Annotated in this window: 15 protein-coding genes; 8 read left to right on the top strand and 7 right to left on the bottom strand. The window is 75.3% G+C overall.

Translation table 11 applies throughout. The features are described 5' to 3' along the window. Positions 1 to 16 precede the first annotated feature (16 nt). Positions 17 to 2,341, bottom strand: a complete 2,325-nt coding sequence (locus tag NHH00_RS11425) for a YhgE/Pip domain-containing protein (RefSeq protein ID WP_253052178.1) — start codon at positions 2,339 to 2,341, stop codon at positions 17 to 19. Further along, complete coding sequence (locus NHH00_RS11420; RefSeq protein ID WP_253052176.1) at positions 2,338 to 5,346, bottom strand: MMPL family transporter; 3,009 nt, start codon at positions 5,344 to 5,346, stop codon at positions 2,338 to 2,340. Before NHH00_RS11420 ends, NHH00_RS11425 begins: the two co-directional genes overlap by 4 nt. A 128-nt stretch (positions 5,347 to 5,474) precedes the next feature. On the opposite strand from NHH00_RS11420, the gene NHH00_RS11415 reads away from it, so the two are divergent. Continuing rightward, positions 5,475 to 6,179: a TetR/AcrR family transcriptional regulator gene (locus NHH00_RS11415; protein WP_253052174.1), complete on the top strand. Its 705-nt coding sequence runs from the start codon at positions 5,475 to 5,477 to the stop codon at positions 6,177 to 6,179. 59 nt (positions 6,180 to 6,238) lie between these two features. Further along, positions 6,239 to 6,604 carry a VOC family protein gene (locus tag NHH00_RS11410; protein ID WP_253052172.1) on the top strand — a complete coding sequence of 122 codons (366 nt, stop codon included), beginning with the start codon at positions 6,239 to 6,241 and terminating at the stop codon, positions 6,602 to 6,604. A gap of 33 nt (positions 6,605 to 6,637) precedes the next feature. Here the strand turns inward: NHH00_RS11410 and NHH00_RS11405 are convergent, their stop codons facing one another. From NHH00_RS11405 to NHH00_RS11390, 4 genes are all read right to left on the bottom strand, one after another. Further along, positions 6,638 to 7,510: a helix-turn-helix transcriptional regulator gene (locus tag NHH00_RS11405; RefSeq protein ID WP_253052170.1), complete on the bottom strand. Its 873-nt coding sequence runs from the start codon at positions 7,508 to 7,510 to the stop codon at positions 6,638 to 6,640. A gap of 115 nt (positions 7,511 to 7,625) precedes the next feature. Further along, complete coding sequence (locus NHH00_RS11400; RefSeq protein WP_253052166.1) at positions 7,626 to 9,059, bottom strand: MATE family efflux transporter; 1,434 nt, start codon at positions 9,057 to 9,059, stop codon at positions 7,626 to 7,628. After that, a complete protein-coding gene (locus NHH00_RS11395) occupies positions 9,056 to 9,703 on the bottom strand; it encodes an acyltransferase (RefSeq protein ID WP_253052164.1) in 648 nt (215 codons plus the stop codon). Before NHH00_RS11395 ends, NHH00_RS11400 begins: the two co-directional genes overlap by 4 nt. Then, positions 9,703 to 10,665, bottom strand: a complete 963-nt coding sequence (locus NHH00_RS11390) for a glycosyltransferase (RefSeq protein WP_253052162.1) — start codon at positions 10,663 to 10,665, stop codon at positions 9,703 to 9,705. Before NHH00_RS11390 ends, NHH00_RS11395 begins: the two co-directional genes overlap by 1 nt. A 437-nt stretch (positions 10,666 to 11,102) precedes the next feature. On the opposite strand from NHH00_RS11390, the gene NHH00_RS11385 reads away from it, so the two are divergent. The 6 genes from NHH00_RS11385 (at position 11,103) to NHH00_RS11360 (ending at position 15,169) form a co-directional block, all read left to right on the top strand. After that, positions 11,103 to 11,840 (top strand): alpha/beta fold hydrolase, encoded by a 738-nt coding sequence (locus tag NHH00_RS11385; protein ID WP_253052160.1) that lies wholly within the window; start codon positions 11,103 to 11,105, stop codon positions 11,838 to 11,840. Between the two features lie 190 nt (positions 11,841 to 12,030). Next, positions 12,031 to 12,237, top strand: coding sequence for a hypothetical protein (locus NHH00_RS11380; protein ID WP_047231861.1), 207 nt, complete (start codon positions 12,031 to 12,033; stop codon positions 12,235 to 12,237). A gap of 102 nt (positions 12,238 to 12,339) precedes the next feature. Next, positions 12,340 to 12,528 (top strand): hypothetical protein, encoded by a 189-nt coding sequence (locus NHH00_RS11375; protein WP_253052158.1) that lies wholly within the window; start codon positions 12,340 to 12,342, stop codon positions 12,526 to 12,528. Between the two features lie 136 nt (positions 12,529 to 12,664). After that, positions 12,665 to 13,219, top strand: coding sequence for an RNA polymerase sigma factor (locus tag NHH00_RS11370; RefSeq protein WP_253052156.1), 555 nt, complete (start codon positions 12,665 to 12,667; stop codon positions 13,217 to 13,219). A 233-nt stretch (positions 13,220 to 13,452) separates the two neighbouring features. Beyond that, positions 13,453 to 13,854, top strand: a complete 402-nt coding sequence (locus NHH00_RS11365) for a YciI family protein (RefSeq protein ID WP_253052154.1) — start codon at positions 13,453 to 13,455, stop codon at positions 13,852 to 13,854. A 7-nt stretch (positions 13,855 to 13,861) separates the two neighbouring features. After that, positions 13,862 to 15,169: an RNA polymerase sigma factor gene (locus NHH00_RS11360; RefSeq protein ID WP_253052152.1), complete on the top strand. Its 1,308-nt coding sequence runs from the start codon at positions 13,862 to 13,864 to the stop codon at positions 15,167 to 15,169. Between the two features lie 96 nt (positions 15,170 to 15,265). Here NHH00_RS11360 and NHH00_RS11355 read toward each other — a convergent pair whose 3' ends face one another. Then, complete coding sequence (locus NHH00_RS11355) at positions 15,266 to 17,539, bottom strand: prolyl oligopeptidase family serine peptidase (protein ID WP_253052510.1); 2,274 nt, start codon at positions 17,537 to 17,539, stop codon at positions 15,266 to 15,268. Between the last annotated feature and the right edge of the window lie 269 nt (positions 17,540 to 17,808).

Genomic DNA, 17,808 nt, shown 5'->3' with positions numbered 1-17,808 from the left:
CGGCACCAGACCCGGCTCAGGCCCGGAGCAGCTGCTCGACGCGGACCGACCGGCGGCGGGCGACGACGAGCGTCGTCACCGCGACGGACGCGAGGCCCCAGAGCACCAGCGCGACGGCGTCACCCGCTCCCCCGGCCGCGCCCGGGTCGACGATCGACGTGAGCAGGCGGAGCGCCGAGCCCACGGGCAGCAGGTCGCGCAGCCCGGTGAGCGCGGCCGGGACGGTCGCGACGATGCCGGTCGCGACGAGCAGGACCGCGACGAGCAGGCTGATCGCCCGCCCCACGTTCCCGAGCAGGGCGGCGAGCGCCTGGTTGAGCGCGACGAAGACCACCGAGGCGAGCGCCCCAGCCGCGAGCAGGCCGACCCAGCCGCCCACGTTCGCTCCCTCGACCGCGGCGAGGACGCCGCCGACCACGAGGCCCGTCGCGGCGGCGATCCCCGCCGGCAGCGCGAGCGCGGCGAGCGCGAGCCGCCCCGCGGTCCGGGTCGACCCGAGCAGCTTCGCGGGCACGGGCGGGAACGCGACGAAGATCGCGAGCGCGCCGAGCCACAGGGCGAGGACGGCGAACAGCGGGCCGGTCGACCCGGTGCCGAGGTCCTCGACGCCCGGAGCGGCCACCGGGTCCGCGACGACCGCGGAGAGGTTCTCGCGCTCGGCGTCCGTGTACGAGGGGATCTGCTCCGTCGCGTCGCCGAGGCCCTGGGCGAGCTCGCTCGTCCCGTCCGCGAGCTGCGCGACGCCGCCCGCGAGGTCGCCCGCGCCCGTCGCGAGCTCCTGCGTCCCCGTGGCGAGCTGGTCGGCTCCCGTCCCGAGCGCCCCGACGCCGGTCGCGAGGCCGTCCGCCCCCGACGACAGCGCGCCCGCGCCTCCGGCGAGCCGGGCGGCGCCGTCGGCCACCTGGTCCGCACCGCCGGCGAGCTGCCCGAGCCCCGTCGAGAGGTCGCGCGCGCCCCCAGCCACGCCCGTCGCGCCGGTGGCGGCCTGCGCCGCCCCGGTCGCGAGCCGGTCCGCGCCCTGCGCGGCCTGGTCGACCCCGGCCGCGAGCGCGTACAGCCCGGTGGGCCCGTCCGCGCCCGACGGCACCCCGGCGAGGGCGGCGTTCCCCGCCGCGACCTCCGCCGCGCCCACCGCGAGCGGTCGCAGCGCGGCGAGCTGCTGGTCGAGCGCCACGCACGCGGGCGACGTCGGGGCCGCCGCGCACCCCGCCTGGACCTTCTGCTGCTCGATCCCGGCGACGACCTGCGCGAGGCCGCCGGCGACGTCCCGTGACCCCGTCGCGAGGCTGGTCCCGAGCGACGGGAGCGACGTCGACCCGCCGTCGGGAAGGGGAACGGCAGAGATCGAGGCGTCGAGCGTGCCGAGCCCGGTCGCGAGGTCGGACACGCCGGTCGAGACCGCCGCGACGCCGTCGGCCAGCCCCTGCGCGCCGGTGGCGAGCGAGCCCGCGCCCGTGGACGACTGCGCGACGCCGTCCGCGACCTGGCTCGATCCCGTCGCGACGCCCTGCGCCCCGCTCGCCAGGTCACCGGCGCCGGACGCGAGCCGGTCGGCGCCCGAGCCGAGCTCGCCGACCCCGGACGCGAGCTCCCCGGCGCCGGTCGCGAGCTCGCCCGCGCCGGACGCGAGCCGCGTCGCGCCGTCGTCCGCCTGGGACGCGCCGTCCGCGAGCTGGTCGGCGCCGTCCGCGGCCTCGCCGAGCTGCTCGTTCAGGGTCGTGAAGCCGACGAGCACGCCGTCGACGTAGTTCTCGGTCAGCGTCGTGCCGAGCACCGAGGTCGCGGTGGTCGTGACGATGCGCGCGAGCGCCTCGTCCACGACGCGCCCGCCGGGTGCCGTCTCGACCGTCAGCGTGGCCTGCGTCGCGTCGGACGCGTCGCCGCCGAACGACGTGGCCGCAGCGGAGAAGTCCTCCGGGATGGTCACGACGGCGGAGTACGTGCCGTCGGCCAGCCCGGACGCGGCGTCGGCGGCGTCGGTGACGACCCAGTCGTAGTTCGTCGTGCCGGCGTCGGGCTGGACGGCGACCGGACCGGTGTCCGTCGACGCCGCGCCGCCGCTCACCAGCCCCGCCGTGAGCTGGCGCCCGAGGGGGACGGTCTGGCCGTCGACCTCCACGGGCTCGTCGAGGTTGACGACCGCCGCCTGCACGGTGTCGAGGCGCTCCTGCGGGTTCCACAGCGCCCACAGGAGCAGGCCGAGCACGGCGAGCGGGAGCGCGACGGCCGCGGCCACGGTCCACACGCGTCGCGCGTCGACCCGGGTCCGGGCGCGGGCAGGCGCCGGCGCGCCCGGGGTGGTCGGTCCGGTCTGCGCCGTGTCGGGCGGGAAGACGCTCATGCGGGCACCTCCTCGGTGCGCGGGCCGACGACGGACGCCGGGTCGGTGGGGGCGGGCACCGTGGGGGCGGGGTCGGGAGCGTGCAGGTCGAGCACCTGCGTCCTGGGCGGGGCGAGGTCCGTGGGCGCGGGTCCGACGGCACCCAGGACGACCGCCGTGCCGCTCGCGGTGGCCTGCCCGAGCACGTCGGCCAGCGCCGCCCGCTCCGCGGGCGACGTGACGGCGTCGGTCCCCACGACGGCGAGCAGCCGCGGGCCCTCGCGCAGCAGCGCGGCGACGCTCGACGCCGCGGGCACGCGGTGCGCGGCGGGCGCGGGAGCGTCGCCGGGCAGGGCCGCGACGTCGGCCGCGAGGTCGACGAGCGCGACGCGGCGACGCACGCTCAGCGCGCGCTCGGGCAGGACGAGGCCCGTCACCTTGAGGGCCCCGGCGGCCGGCCTGAGCCGCCCGGCGAGCGCCAGCACGACGCCGGACACCGCCGCGGGCGACGTCCCGTGCACGACGAGCGACCCGCCGTCGGGCACGCGGACCGTGACCGGCTCCGCGAGGGGGCCGTGCGCCCCGGCGACCACGAGGTCGTGCGCGACGACGGCGTCCGTGCTGCCGGGCTCCGGCCAGTCCGCGAGCGCGAGCTCCTTGGACAGCCCCTCGCCCTCGACGTCGAACGAGGGGAGCACGCGGTCGAGCCAGCGCGGCATCCACCACGCCTTGTCGCCGAGCATCGCGAGCACGGCCGGCACAAGCGTCATGCGCACGACGAACGCGTCGACGAGGACGCCGACCGCGAGCCCGAGCGCGATGGGCTTGAGGCTCATGTCGCCCTCGGGCACGAACGCGACGAACACGGCGAACATGATGACGGCGGCCGCGGTGACGACCTTCGCCGACGCCTGGAACCCCGTGAAGATCGAGCGCCGCGCCTTCCCGGAGTGGACGTAGTCCTCCCGGATGCGCGCGACGAGGAACACCTCGTAGTCCATCGCGAGGCCGAACAGCACGCCCATGAGGACGATCGGCATGAACGAGATGACGGGCCCGAGCCGTGTCACGTGCAGCGCGTCGGCGAGCAACCCGTGCTCGAACACGAGCGTCACGACGCCGAACGCCGCGCCGACCGAGAACAGGTAGCCGAGCGTCGCCTTGATCGGCACCGCGATCGACCGGAACACCATGGTCAGCAGCACGAGCGACAGGCCCACGACGACGAACGCGAACGGCAGCAACGCCGCCCCGAGCTTGGCGGACACGTCGATCCCCACCGCCGTGAAGCCCGTGACCGCGAGGTCCACGCCGTACTCGTCGAGGAAGTGGTCGTGCTGCGCGCGGATCTCCGTGACGAGGTCCTTGGTCTCCTCCGAGTCCGGCGCGCCCGTCGGCACGACCTGGACGATGCCCGTGTCCGCGGTGAGGTTGGGCGTGGAGAGCGGCACGTCCGCGACGCCCGGCAGGCCCGCGATCTCGTCGCCCAGGTCGTCCATGAGCCCCACCGGGTCCGTCGACGTGACGATCGTCCCGGTGACAATGAGCGGCCCGTTGAAGCCGGGCCCGAAGTGCTCGGACACCAGGTCGTACGTGACGCGCGCCTGGTTGTCCTCGGGCAGCGTCCCCGCGTCGGGCAGCGCGAGCTGCAGGTCCCGCGCCGGCAGCGTCAGCAGCACGATCGCCGCCACGACGAGACCGATCGTCAGCAGCGGGACCCGCGTGACGGTCCGCACCCACCCGGCGAAGAACCGGTTGCGGTGCGCGGTCGTGGTCGGGTCGGAGACGTCCCGGGTGGGGTCCGCGGCGGGGGCGCCCTCGGTGCTCGGGGCTGCCGCGCCGTCACCCTGGTCTTCCGGGCGGGGGTTCACGAGCGCGGCTTGACGCCCTGTCGCATCCGAGCCCGCCCCCGCCGCTCGTCCGGTCCGTCGCCTCGTCGTCTCGTCGAGGTCCGACGACGCCGCACCCGCACGCCGTCGCCCACGCCCACGACGGCGCGGAGCCTTCGGGCGGAGCCGCTCGCCGGCGAAGCCCAGCATCGCGGGGAGGAGCGTGATCGACACGAGGACCGCGAGGCCGACGCCGACGGCGGCGGCGACGCCCATGACGGTGAGGAACGGGATGCCGGCGACGCCGAGGCCGACGAGCGCGATCATCACGGTGAGGCCGGCGAAGATGACCGCGGAGCCGGCGGTCGCGACGGAGCGGGCGGCGGCCTCCTCGACGCTCAGCCCGGCGGCGAGCTCGTCGCGGTGCCGGGACACGATGAAGAGCGCGTAGTCGATGCCGACGGCGAGGCCGAGCATGACGGCGAGCATCGGGGTCGTGGAGTTGATCTGCGCGACGGCGGTCGCGGCGAACAGCAACCCCATGCTCACGCCGACCCCGACGACGGCGTTGAGGAGCGGCAGCCCGGCCGCGACGAACGAGCCGAACGTGAGGACGAGCACGACGAGCGCGACGAGGAGGCCGAGCGCCTCGGTGACGGTGAGGGTCGGGAACTCGGTGCTGAAGAGCTGGCCGCCGAGCGCGGCCTGCGCGCCGTCGGGCAGGGCCGCGGCGAGGTCGTCGACGACGTCACCGAGCGCATCCTTCGTGGTGTCGGTGACCTCGCTCTGGCTCTCGTCGAGCTGGACCGTCATGAGCGTCGCGACGCCGTCGTCGCTGATCGACGCGGTCATGGTGTCGTCGTAGGGCGACGTCACGGCGGCGACGCCGTCCACGTCGCCGAGCGCGGCCACCGCGTCCGCGACGGGGCCGCGGACCGCGTCGTCCTCGATGGTCGAGCCGTCGGGGGCGACGACGACGACCTGCGCGGAGGCGCCGCTGACCTGCGGGAACGTCGCCGCCAGGCGGTCGAGCGCGGCCTGGGACTCGGTGCCGGGGATGGTCACCTCGTCGTCGAGCCCCTGGCCGACGAGGCCGGCGAGCGCGCCCGCGAGGACGAGGATCCCGAGCCACGCGGCGAGGACGAGCCGGCGCGCCCCGACCGCCCAGCGGCCGAGCGAGTACAGCGCTGAGGACACGAGCGGCCTCCCGAGGAGAGTGCAGACGGATTTCAGGATACGCCGCTGTATCCGATACGCGACCGTATCGGATACACTCATGTATCGCAAGGCCGCCCGGTGCGGACGGCCCGTCCGACAGTGGGAGCATGTCCGGCGTGACCACCGACCTCGACCCGACCCGAGTCGACCGCGGCGCGGAGAGCGAGACCCCCCTCTCCCCCCGCCGCGAGCGCACCCGTGAGCGCCTGCTCGACGCCGCCTACGGGCTGTTCGCCGAGCACGGCATCAACGGCACGTCGATCGAGGCCGTGTGCGAGGCGGCGGGCTTCACGCGCGGCGCGTTCTACTCGAACTTCGACACCAAGGAGTCGCTGTTCCTCGCCCTCACCGAGCGCGAGATCCGGATGCGGATGCGGAGCCTGGAGGCCGCCGTCGAGCACCTGCCGGACGACCCGGTGCGCGACGGCGTCATCGCCCCCGAGGCGATCGCCACGATCGTCGCGGCCGTCATGGCCGACCCGCGCGACGAGCGCCGGTGGTGCCTCATGAGCGCGGAGCTCGAGCTGCTCGCGCTGCGCGACCCGCAGGTCGCCGCCCGGTTCGCGGACCAGGAGGAGTCGTTCCGTACGGAGCTCGCGGACATCCTCACGCGCGTGCTCACGAGCGTCGGGATGCGCTTCGCGATCGACGCCCCGGCCGCCACCCGCGTCCTCATCAGCGCCTACACCTCCGCGGCGAGGGACGCGTTCCTCAGCCCCGACGGCGAGGACGCCGTGCGGCGCGCGCAGGCCGCGGACTGGCTGCCCGCGCTCGTCGGCCGCCTCGTCGAGCCGGATCCCGAGGCGGCCTGACGCCGCACCCGTCGGGTCGACACGATGGCCCTGTGGGTGGCGCACGTCACACTGGCGGCATGACACTCACCTTCAGCGGCGCCGTGGTCGACTGCGCCGACCCCGCCGTCGTGGCGGACTTCTGGCAGGCCGCGCTCGGCTGGACGGGGCGCGAGACCGGACCGCACGGCGAGGCCGTGCTCTACCCACGCGACGGCGAGACGGTCCTCGGGCCGCCGAGCCTCGTCTTCCAGCGGGTCCCCGAGGGCAAGGCGGTGAAGAACCGCGTGCACCTCGACTTCTCGTCGTCCACCCAGGCGGCCGACGTCGCACGGCTGGAAGGGCTCGGCGCGCGCCGCGTCGACGTCGGCCAGAGCGAGCAGGAGACGTTCGTCGTCCTGGCCGACGTGGAGGGCAACGAGTTCTGCGTCCTGCGCGGGGACTGACGGCCCACCGCCGAGCGGCGTCCGCGGTCGGGGTCAGGCAGGGTCGTAGACCGCCGCCGCGCCGGCGGGCGGCTCGCCGACGTCCTCGACCGGGCGGGGCGCGTACGTCTGGGCGGTGAGGTCCGCGCGCTCGACGCGCGACAGCCGGAACCAGCGGATCGCCTCGCGCGACCGGCACCACGCGACGAGGTACCAGCGACCGTCGGTGTGCGCGAGCAGCACGGGCTCGACCCGGCGCGCCGAGGTCGCGCCGCGGCCGTCCCGGTAGCGGATCGCGAGCACGCGCGACCCGGCCAGCGCCTGCTCGACCGCGCGCAGCACCCCGAGGTGCGAGCGGGCGCGCCCGACGACGTCCCCGCCGCCGTCCGCGCCGTGCGACGCGGCGTCGTCACCGGCCCGGGCGACACGACCCGGCGACGCACCGGCTCGCGGTGCGGCGTCGGGCGGGAACGCCGTCGTGCCGGAGCCTCCGCCCACCGCCGATGCGGAGGGCTCGAGCGGCGCGGAGCCCGCGTCGTGCCGCACCCACACGCGCGCGGCGAGCGCCTCGGCCCGCGCCCGGTCGCCGGCCGCGAGCGCGTCCCACACCTTGCCCCGCGCGGCGAGCGCGTCGACCGCGAACGGGCTGCCCGGCGGGAGCGTCGCGAGCGCGACCGCGACGGCGACGGCCTGGCCGGGCGTGAAGTTCACCGGCGGCAGGGACGCGCTCGGGTCGAGCACGTAGCCGCCCCCGGGTCCCGCCTGCGCCCAGATCGTCAGCCCCGCCTGCTGCAGCGCGGCGACGTCGCGCTTGATCGTCCGCTCGCTCACCTCGAGCGCCGCCGCGAGGCGCGGGCCCGTCGTGCCCGTGCGCCCCGCACGGCGCAGCTCCTCGGCGAGCGCGTAGAGCCGCTCGGTCCTGTTCATGCCGTTCCTCCCCCGCCCGATCCTGCCCGCCCGGCACCCACCGCGTCACCCGGTCCGTCGTCGGACGGCCGGACGCTCCCGACCGGCCCGCCCCGCCCCCTCCGGCACCGGCGGCTCATGCCGCCGGCACGAGCGACACGACCCACCGCCGGGACCGCACGCGGCGCACCGCGACGACGATCCGGAACGTCTCCTCGATGAGGAGGAGCGCGAACACGTGGACGGGCTCCGCGTCCACGACGAACCGCAGGAGCGCGGCGAGAGGCAGGAGCAGCACCCACTGCGCCACGACGTCCAGGAGGAGACAGAACCGCGCCTCGCCGCCCGATCGCAGGACGCCCATAACGAGCGTCATCGCGACGCTCTTGAGGACGAACCCGACGACCATGACGTCGAAGAGCTCGCCCGTGAGAGCCAGGCTCTCCGGCGACACCCCCGGGAAGAGGCCGAGGACCGGGCGTTCGAGCAGCCACACCCCGAGACCCGTGACCGCTCCGGCGACGGCACTCACGAGGACCAGCGACCGGGCGAGCGCGTACGCCTCGTCGAACGCGCCGGCCCCGAGGCGCGCGCCCAGCAGGACCGCGGTCCCGTTCGCGAGTCCCACGGAGAACGCCAGCGACAGGGACTCGACGGGCGAGAGGATCGCGAGCGCCGTCGCGCTGTGGACGCCCATCCCCCCGACGATCGCGTAGAACGCGAAGACACCCAGCGCCCAGAGGGTGCTGTTGACCGCGGCGGGGACCGCGAGCCGGACGAGGGCGTGCACGTCGTCACGCCGGATCCCGGCGAGGTCCGCGCGCGGGAACGCGCCCAGCAGGCGCCGCCCCCAGCGCAGGTGCAGGGCGAGCAGCAGGGTCTCGACGCACGCGCTCACCAGCGTCCCGTACGCCGCCCCGGTGATGCCCAGGGCCGGGAACCCCCAGAGCCCGGAGATGAGCACGGCGTTGAGGCCGACGTTCAGCAGCACCCCGAGGCCCGCGTACAGCATCCCGACGGACGCCCGGCCCATAACGCGCAGCCCGGCGCTGATGCTCGTGGTGTACGCGAGGAGCACGTACGTCGCGCTCACGAGTCGCAGGAACCCCGCACCCCGCTCGGCGACCTCCGGGGAGTCCGTCCCCAGCGCCATGACCTCGCGCGGGAACGCGAGGAACAGGACGGTCACCAGCGAGCCCGCCGCGGTCGAGACCACCCACCCGAGCCACACAGTCCGGCGGAACGCCGCGTCCCGTCCCGGCCCGTCGCCGCCCCAGATCTGCGCGCCGAGCTGGGCGGCGCCCACGGACAGCCCGACGACGAACATCGACGCGACGAACATGGCCCGCGCGGCGAGACCGATCGCCGCGACGTCCACCTCGGACTGCGACCCGAGCATCGCCGCGTCGACGATCCCCTTGCTGGAGAAGAAGATCGTCTGCGCGGTCACCGGCACCGCGACGCCCAGCACCTGGCGCAGTGCCGCGCCCGGGAGCGCGCGGCGCACCCGCCCGAGGAGCCGCCCGGGCCGCGGGGCCGTCGCACCGCCCGCGCGGCGGGCGCCCGTCACAGCTGCTTGACGACGCGCGCCGGGTTGCCCACGACGACGGCACCGGCGGGGACGGACTCGTAGACCACGCTCTGGGCGCCGACGACGCCCCCCTCGCCGATCTCGACCCCCTTGAGGATCGTCGCCCCGGTCCCGACCCACGCGCCGTCGCCGACGCGCACGGGTGCCGACGTGATCCGGGCGGCCTCGCGCGCGCCGCCCCGGTCGCGCAACGGGTGCCCGCTGCTGTCCATGATCGTGACCAGAGGGCCGAACATCACGCCGTCGCCGATCTCCACGTGCTCGTACGCGACGATCGCGACACCCTGGAGCACGACGTCGTCGCCGACCTCGATGCGCCCGGCGTCCCGGTCCGCGACCTTGATCGAGCTCAATTTCACCGGCTGGCTGTGGAACGCCGGGTTGACGGTCGACTCGACGTAGCAGCGGGCACCGATCCGGATCGCGCCCCGGAAGTCGTCGCGGCGCAGGGCGCGGGGACCGTCCTCCGAGTCCGCGACCTGGGTGAACGCGACGCGCGGGACGCCGACGAAGCTCGTGCCGTCCCCGACGTCGACCCCGTGCGCCCGCAGCGCCTCGGTGACCGTGCCGGCCACGGGCCAGTCCGGGCGGCAGGGGTACTCGTTGTCGTAGAGCGCGACCATCAGCGCGCCCCCGGGGTGCCGCGGGTCGCGCCGGCCGCATCGGTCGCTTCGGCGGTGCCGGTCGTGCCGGTCGACGGCTTGGTGCCCTGGGCGCCGTTGCCGGTGAAGATCCGGATGACCTTGTTGAGCGAGTACTTCTCGTCCTGGAGATCCTTGCCGTAGAAGCTGGTGACCCACAGCCCGTACTTCTCGTGGATCCGGTCCGCGGCGTTGGCGGACGACTCCCGCAGGTCCTCCACCTCCTTGTCGTGCGGCCAGTGGAACGACCTCGCGGTGCGCTCCATGACGAACAGGTTGTTGCGCTGGAAAAGGCGGACGCCGAGGTCGACGTCTTCGCCTCCCCAGCTCGTGAACGACTCGTCGAACATGCCCGCTGCGAGGACCTCCTCGCGCTCGGCCGAGGCGTGGCAGGTCCAGAAGATGTCGAACGGGGCGGGCCAGCCCGCGATGATCTCGCCGAGCTCCTGGTACTGCTTCTCACGGACGTCGAACGCACCGCGCTCGTGGAGGAGGTCGATCGTCGCGTCGGCGTCCTGGTGGTCGAGGCCGCCGGCGAGCGCGTCGAGCGCCGCCGCGTCGAACTCGAACCCGTACACGTAGCCGACGACCACGGTCGGGTAGGTCGCGCGGCCGTGGATCTCCAGGTGGGTCTCGAGCGTGCGCGACCCGAGCAGGACGCCCGTGTCGACGTAGACGACGTACGTCCCCGAGGCGATGGCGGTGCCGATGTTCCGGGCCTTCCCGGCGCGGAACCCGGCGTCCTCCTGCCAGTAGTACTTGACGTCGAGGTCGTCGGCGAACGAGCGCACGACGTCCTCCGCGTCGTCGCTCCCGCCGTCGTCGACGACCACGACCTCGAACCGGTCGGCGGCGAGCGTCTGACGTCGGAGCGCGTCGAGGGTGTGGTGGAGCAGCCGTGCGCGGTTGTACGTAGGAATGACGACACTGATCTCGATGGTCATGGCGAAATCTCCAGCCTGTGCGGCGGACGCAACGCGAACATGGCCGGCGTGTCGCACGTCGCTCGTGGCGTGCGGCGGCGACCGAGAATGTCGGGATGGGTGTCTTCCCGGGCGCCTGTGCGTTCAACGACCCGACCAGCCCATCCTTGGGTGGGGCAGGACGAACATACCGGGACGAACCGCTCGAATGCCAGTGGAATTCGCCGGGGAGAAATACCGCGAGAATGCGTCGCGAAGAGGCATTTCTTGGCATGCCGAGAAAGGGCCTGAATTCCCCCGGGAACGACGGCACGCAGGATCGAGGCTGCCGATGGCGCCGTTCGAAAGGGAGACTAACAAACCTCCGCACGGGTCGCGAGGGTCGACCGCGACTCCCCGACCTCGTCGCCGAGATCGGTGACAGGCGGCTGTCACCGACGTGCTGCCAGGGTGAGCTCATGAGCAACCACGACACGCCGGAACCGCCCGTCCACGTCGTCCTCGTCCCCGGCTTCTGGCTGGGCGCGTGGGCGTGGGACGACGTCGTCCCCCACCTCGAAGCCGCCGGCCTCGTGCCGCACGCCGTGACCCTCCCCGGGCTGGAGCCCGGTGCAACCGCACAGGACCGGGCCCGCGTCACGCGCGACGACCACGTGGACGCCGTCGCGCGGCTCGTCGCCGGGCTCGACGGCCGGGTCGCGCTCGTCGGCCACAGCGGCGGCGGGCCCGTCGTGCAGCAGGTCGCCGACCGCGACCCGGCCCGGATCGAGCGGATCGTGTACGTCGACACCGGCCCCCTGGTCGACGGTGCGGCCCTCTCGCCCGACCTCCCGGCGGACGCGGCCGAGGTCCCGCTGCCGGGCTGGGAGGTGCTGGCCGAGGACGGGTCGAGCCTCGACGGCCTGGACGACGACGCGCTCGCACGGTTCCGCGAGCGCGCGGTGCCGACGCCCGGCCCGGTCGCGCGCGGCCCGGTGCACGTGACGAACCCGGAACGCCTGCACGTCCCGACGACCGCGATCTGCTCCTCGATCCCCTCCGCCGTGCTCGCCGAGCTCGCCCACCCCGGCCCGCCCCTGCACACCGAGCTGGGCGAGCTCACGGACCTCACCTACGTCGACCTGCCGACCGGGCACTGGCCCATGTTCTCGCGCCCGCGCGACCTCGCGGCCGCGCTGGTCGCCGCGGTCTCCTGACCGACGCCCCACCCAGCGCAGCGGCTGGTCGTGAGCCGGTCGCACGGGAGGGACCCACCCGTGCGACCGGCATCACACGTTCTCCGGAAAAAAGTCACCGAACTCGCGTCACGGACGGCGACTTGTGCCGTCTTGTCGGGTGAAAGCGGTCATCCGGCCGCCCGAAGACCGACCGACGACGAGACGGACCATGCACGACACCCTGCCCTCCGCCCCTTCGCGCACCGAGGTGCGCACGGCCCTGCTCTGGGCCCTCGAGCACGACCGCGACGCCCTGCTGGAGCACCGCGAGACGACCCAGCACTGCGCGTGGGCCGCGGCCCGGGGTGCGGCCGACCGCCGCCTCGTGCGCCGCTGGCGCGCGGCCTTCGCCCCGCTCCCGTCCACCGTCGCCTGACGCGCGACCGCCGGGTCCGGACCGCGCGAGCGCATCCGTCCGAGGGCCCGCGGGCGAACCCCGGACGAGAGGGCACGTCCGCCCCCTCGGGAGGAGGTCGCCATGTTCGCGTCGCTCGCTGCCGGATCCGGCGGGACGATCGGCGTCACGGGGATCGGGAACGGCATGTCGCAGTGGTTCCTGATCTTCGGTGCGCTCGTCATCACCGCGATCCTCGTCGGCTCGATCTACGAGCTCGGCAAGGCCGTGCACGACCGGCACGTCCACCAGCGCCGCCCGGTGCACCGCTGACGCCCGCCTGACCGCGGCCGCCCGCCACCGCCGCCGCCGTTCCCGCCCCGCCGCGCCGCGCGACCTCGCGTCCCGCGCCGCGGCGTCGGACACTGGGAGGAGGACGACGAGGACCGGTGACGCGATGGTCGGGACCGTGGCACGTCTCCCCCGCGCCGAGCAGGGCGCGAGGCGGGGCGAGCGCGCGCCCGGCGCCCTCGACGGCGACCGCCCGTTCGACCTCCGCGCCGCGTACGCGCGCTGGGCGCCGCTCGTCCGCGCGGTCGTCGCCCGGCGCCTGGGCGACCCGGCCGACACCGACGACGCCACCCAGCTCGTCTTCCTCGCCGCGTGGCGCTCGCGCGACCGGTTCGACCCGGCGCGGGGCGACCTTCCCGTCTGGCTGCTCGGTATCGCGCGCCACGTCGCCGCAGACCTCCTGACGGACCGCGCACGCGAGGCACGACGCCGCGAGGCGGCCTCGCGCGGCCGGCCCGTGACGGTCGTCCGCGACCCGGCCGACGACGTCGTCGCTCGCGTCGACCTGGAGGGCTCGCTGCGCCGCTTGTCCCCGGAGCGGCGGCGCGTGGTGCGCCTCGTGTACGCGCAGGGCCGCACGCACGCCCAGGTCGCGGCCGAGACCGGCCTCCCGCTCGGCACGGTCAAGAGCCACGCGCGCCGCGGCCTGGCCCAGCTCCGCGCCCACGCGTGACCCGCCGAGCACGACGTTGCTGTCGGAATACGGCCCCTCGCGACAGCGACGTCGTGCTCGACAGCGCGGTACGTCGCACTCGGCAGGCTCGCCGACGCTCGTCACGACCAGGGTGACTGTGGTGTGATCCAGTTCACACGGACCCACGACCGAGACGTGTCGGGAGCGGGCCGTCGGCTCCGACCTCCTCGTGACGGCGCCGACGGAGCGCCGACCGACGGAAGGAACGGACCATGAGGTACATGCTGGTGAAGACGTACACGCAGGCGGCGCACTGCGACCTCCCGATCCACGAGTGGGCACCGGAGGACGTCGAGGCGCACATCGCGTTCCAGCGCGCGCTCGGCGAGCAGCTCGCCGCGTCGGGCGAGCTCGTCGACGCCCAGGGGCTGGCCGGTCCGGACCAGGCGCTCGTCGTCACGTCCGACGGCCGCACGGCCCCGGTCGTCACCGACGGCCCGTTCCCCGAGTCGAAGGAGTTCCTCGCGGGCTACTGGATCGTCGACGTCGACAGCCAGGACCGCGCGGTCGAGATCGCGGCGCAGGCGTCGGCCGCGCCCGGCCCAGGAGGCGCCCCGATCGGCGAGTACATCGAGGTCCGCCAGGTCATGAGCGCGCCCGCGTCCGAGCAGTGACCGCCACGTGACCGCCACGGCCCCCGAGCCGGTGGAGGACCTGCTGCGGGACCTCCGCCCGCGCGTCCTCGGCCTCCTGGTGCGGCGCTGCGGCGACCTCGCCGACGCCGAGGACGCGCTCCAGGAGGCGTTGCTCGCGGCCGCGACCCGCTGGCCGGCGGACGGGCTCCCCGACGACCCGCGGGCCTGGCTCGTGCGCGTCGCGGAGCGGCGGCTCGTGGACACCGTCCGGGCCGACGTCGCGCGGCGCCGCCGGGAGGAGACGACCGCGCGGCGCGACCCGGACTCGGCGGGCCTCGCCCCCGCAGGCCTCGGGGGCGAGGCCTCGTCCGCCGCCCGGTCCGCCGCGCCCGGCGGCGGGCCGGGCGCGGCGGGGCGGGCGATCGACGTCGACGACTCGCTCACCCTCTTCTTCCTCTGCTGCCACCCCGACCTGCCGCCCGCGAGCGCCGTCGCGCTGACGCTGCGGACCGTCGGCGGGCTCACGACGGCGGAGATCGCCCGCGCGTTCGGCGTCCCCGAGGCGACCATGACGCAGCGCCTCACGCGCGCGAGGCGGCGCCTCGCCGCGCTCGACCGCCCGTTCGCGACCCCGGGTCCGGGCGAGTGGGACGCGCGGCTCGCCGCCGTGCTGCGCGTCCTCTACGTCGTGTTCACCGAGGGGCACACGGCGACCTCGGGGCCGCTGCTGCGGCGCGCGGACCTGTCGGGCGAGGCGATCCGGCTGGCCCGGACGGTGCACGCGCTGCTGCCGGACGACCCGGAGGTCGGCGGGCTGCTCGCGCTCATGCTCCTCACGGACGCCCGTCGCGACGCCCGGACCGGTCCGCGGGGGGAGCTCGTGCCGCTCGCCGACCAGGACCGCACGCGCTGGGACCACGCGGAGATCGTCGAGGGCGTCCGGATCGTCACCGCGACGCTCCGCCACGGTCTCGTCGGGTCGTACCAGGTGCAGGCCGCGGTCGCGGCGCTGCACGCGCAGGCACCGAGCACGGACGCGACCGACTGGGAACGGGTCCTGGCGCTGTACTCGGTGCTGGAGCGCCTCGACCCGAGCCCGCACGTCACGCTCAACCGCGCGGTCGCGGTCGCGATGGTCGACGGCCCGCGCGCGGGCCTCGCCCTCCTCGACGGCCTCGACGGCGCGCTCGCGACGAGCCACCGCCTGCCGGCGGTGCGCGCGCACCTGCTGGAGCGGGCGGGCGAGACGCGGGCCGCCGTCGGGCAGTACGTCGCCGCCGCGGCGGCGACGCCGAGCCCCGCGGAGCGCGACTACCTCACGCTCCGCGCGGCCCGCCTCCGCACCCTCCCGTGACCGCCCCGCGGATCACCGGCGTCGAGCACGAGGTCGCTGTCGTCATCGAGCCGATCACGACAGCAACCTCGTGGTCGCGTGCGGGCTACCTCGTGCTCAGCCGAGCGTCGTCGGCAGCGCCGCGTCGTCCTCGCCCGGGGTGGCGCCGAGCACGTGCTCCGCGAGGAACGCGAGCACGACCTGGTACCAGACCTTCGCGTGCTGCGGCTGGAGGATCCAGTGGTTCTCGTCCGGGTAGAACAGGAACCGGTGCACGGTCTCGCCGTCGGGCCCGGCGGGCAGGCCGGACGAGTCGAGCAGCTCGTACCAGAGCCGCAGGCCCTCGCCGATCGGCACCCGGTAGTCCTTGTCGCCGTGGATGACGAGCATCGGCGTGACGATGTCCTGGACGAACCGGTGCGGGCTGTTCTCCAGCGCCATCTCCGGCGTCATCTCGCGCGCCCAGTAGTACGCGTGGTCGGTCGTCGGGCCGAACTGGTCGAGCGCCCACAGGCTCGCGTGCGTGACGATCGCGCGGAAGCGGTCCGTGTGGCCCGCGACCCAGTTCGCCATGTACCCGCCGAACGAGCCACCCATCGCGGCCGTCCGCGACGCGTCGACCTCCGGGCGCGCCTCCACGGCGTCCGTGATCGCGAGCAGGTCCGTGTACGGGGCCTTGCCCCACGCGCCCCACCCGCGCTGCACGAAGTCCTGCCCGTACCCGGTCGAGAGCGCCGGGTCCGGCAGCAGCACCGCGTACCCGCGCGCGACCATCAGCCACGGGTTCCAGCGCCAGCTCCACGCGTTCCACGAACCGAGCGGGCCGCCGTGGATCCACAGCAGCAGCGGGGCCGGGTTCTCCGCGGACGCACCGTGCGGCAGCGCGAGCCAGCCGCGCACGCGCACGTCGTCGGCCGCGGCGGTCTCGACGTCGACGAGCGTGCCCGGGAGGTCGGGCGTCGCGACCGGCCCGCGCAACGGCGTCGCGGGCACCGGGGTGCGGCCGCCCGCCGCACCGGAGTCGAGGAACGCCCCGACGTCGATGCGCACCGGGTGCGACGGCTCGAGGTAGCTCGTCCGCAGCGCGTACGCCGTGCGCCCGTCGGGCGCGACCTGCACGTCCGTGAAGACGGCGTCGTCGCTCGTCACGCGCTCGGCGGTGCCGTTCTCCGCCGCGCCGTCCGGGGAGAAGGCGACGAGGAAGACCGGCCCGCGGCCGTCGTCGTCGGCCGTGACGAGCAGGCCCGAGCCGTCGGGGAGCCAGCGCAGCGACGTCGGCCAGCGGTCCCAGTGCGGCACGAGCGTGCGCGGGGTCGCGTGGTTCTCGGCGCGTGTCGTCGCGGAGTCGTCGTGGTCGACGCCCGCGCCGGCAGGCCCGTCGGGCGCGTGCAGCGGCACGACGGCGAGGCTCTCCTCCGGCGCCTGGTGCGGCGTCGAGATCGTCTCGCGCACGAACGCGACCCACGCTCCGTCCGGCGAGATGCGCGGCCAGTGCGCCTCCGCGCTCGGCTCGTCGACGAGCGTGCGGCGCGCGCCCGTCGCGGTGTCGATCGCGACGAGCGTGTTGCGCACCTGCGGCCCCGGGCCGGCGACCTGCCACGTCGTGACGAGGGTCGTGCCGTCGGCGGAGAGGTCTGCGGAGTGGTCGTGCAGCGCGCGGCCCGGCGCGGACGCCTGCCCGACGCCGCGGGCCACGTCGCGCAGGTCGAGGAGCCGGGGGTCGTGGGGCGCGTCGGTGCCGTCGGACCCGGCGTCGTCGGCCGGTGCGGGGAGCGGGTGGGCGGGCTCGTCGACGAGGGCCGTGAGGTCGCCGACGAACCGGTGCGCCTCGTCCGGGCCGCGGTCGTGGTCCCACTGGCGCACGGGGTACGCGCTGTGGAGGATCGCCGCGACCTTGGCGTCCTTGCGCGCGGCGCGGAGCTCGGCGTCGTGCGCCAGGTCGCGCGCGCTCGGCAGCACCTTCGCCGCGACCGAGACCACCGGTGCGTCCGCCGCGGCGAGCGGGCCGCTCACGCCCGCGGGCGCCGTCGCGACGACGCGCGCCTCGCCGCCCGTCGCCGGGAGCAGCCACAGCGCGGCCTTCGGGTCGTCGTCGGAACCGCCGTCCGGGTCGGGGCGGGCGGACGTGAACAGGACGTCGCCCGCCCCCGTGAACGTCGCGCTCGACTCGCCCTGGGTGCTGCGCGTGAGCCGACGCGCCGGGGCGTGGCCCGCGGGGTCCACCTCCCACAGCGCCGTCCGGTACCCCGTGCGCTGCGGGTCGAGGGTCTGGACGGTCGTGACCAGGCGCGCCCCGTCGGGCGACAGCGCCAGCCCCCCGACCCGCGGGATCGCGAGGTACTGGTCGAGGTCGTGGAACGGATTCGCGGACGAGTCGGAGGTACCGGGCATGGCGGCGTCGTTACTCACCCGTACGTCCTATCACGGCAGCGACCCTCCCTCGCCCCCACCCCGACCTTGCCGAACACGAGGTTGCTGTCGTTCTGGGGCCTAGAACGACAGCAACCTCGTCCTCGACACCGCGCAAGGTCGTGGTCGGGGCGCCCGCGCGCGCCGAGAGCTCGGGCTGTCGTCCTGGGGTACGCGGAACGGGGCCGTCCACAGGGCCCGTTCCGTGATCGCTGTCCACAGCCTGCGCATCCCGCCGGTGCGCGGCCGGG

Origin of the sequence: Cellulosimicrobium cellulans, from assembly GCF_024124905.1 — a bacterium.
Classification (GTDB): domain Bacteria; phylum Actinomycetota; class Actinomycetes; order Actinomycetales; family Cellulomonadaceae; genus Cellulosimicrobium; species Cellulosimicrobium cellulans_G.
The sequence above is the reverse complement of the archived record's forward strand: the minus strand, read 5'-3'. Positions and strand labels throughout refer to the sequence as shown.

Bases quoted from the DNA above. Each gene is read 5' to 3' on its own strand.
- NHH00_RS11375 (WP_253052158.1), top strand. From the start codon at position 12,340: ATGTTCGCGTCGCTCGCTGCCGGATCCGGCGGGACGATCGGCGTCACG.
- NHH00_RS11415 (WP_253052174.1), top strand. From the start codon at position 5,475: ATGTCCGGCGTGACCACCGACCTCGACCCGACCCGAGTCGACCGCGGC.
- NHH00_RS11410 (WP_253052172.1), top strand. From the start codon at position 6,239: ATGACACTCACCTTCAGCGGCGCCGTGGTCGACTGCGCCGACCCCGCC.
- NHH00_RS11425 (WP_253052178.1), bottom strand. From the start codon at position 2,341: ATGAGCGTCTTCCCGCCCGACACGGCGCAGACCGGACCGACCACCCCG.
- NHH00_RS11385 (WP_253052160.1), top strand. From the start codon at position 11,103: ATGAGCAACCACGACACGCCGGAACCGCCCGTCCACGTCGTCCTCGTC.
- NHH00_RS11405 (WP_253052170.1), bottom strand. From the start codon at position 7,510: ATGAACAGGACCGAGCGGCTCTACGCGCTCGCCGAGGAGCTGCGCCGT.
- NHH00_RS11355 (WP_253052510.1), bottom strand. From the start codon at position 17,539: ATGCCCGGTACCTCCGACTCGTCCGCGAATCCGTTCCACGACCTCGAC.
- NHH00_RS11380 (WP_047231861.1), top strand. From the start codon at position 12,031: ATGCACGACACCCTGCCCTCCGCCCCTTCGCGCACCGAGGTGCGCACG.
- NHH00_RS11365 (WP_253052154.1), top strand. From the start codon at position 13,453: ATGAGGTACATGCTGGTGAAGACGTACACGCAGGCGGCGCACTGCGAC.
- NHH00_RS11395 (WP_253052164.1), bottom strand. From the start codon at position 9,703: ATGGTCGCGCTCTACGACAACGAGTACCCCTGCCGCCCGGACTGGCCC.
- NHH00_RS11390 (WP_253052162.1), bottom strand. From the start codon at position 10,665: ATGACCATCGAGATCAGTGTCGTCATTCCTACGTACAACCGCGCACGG.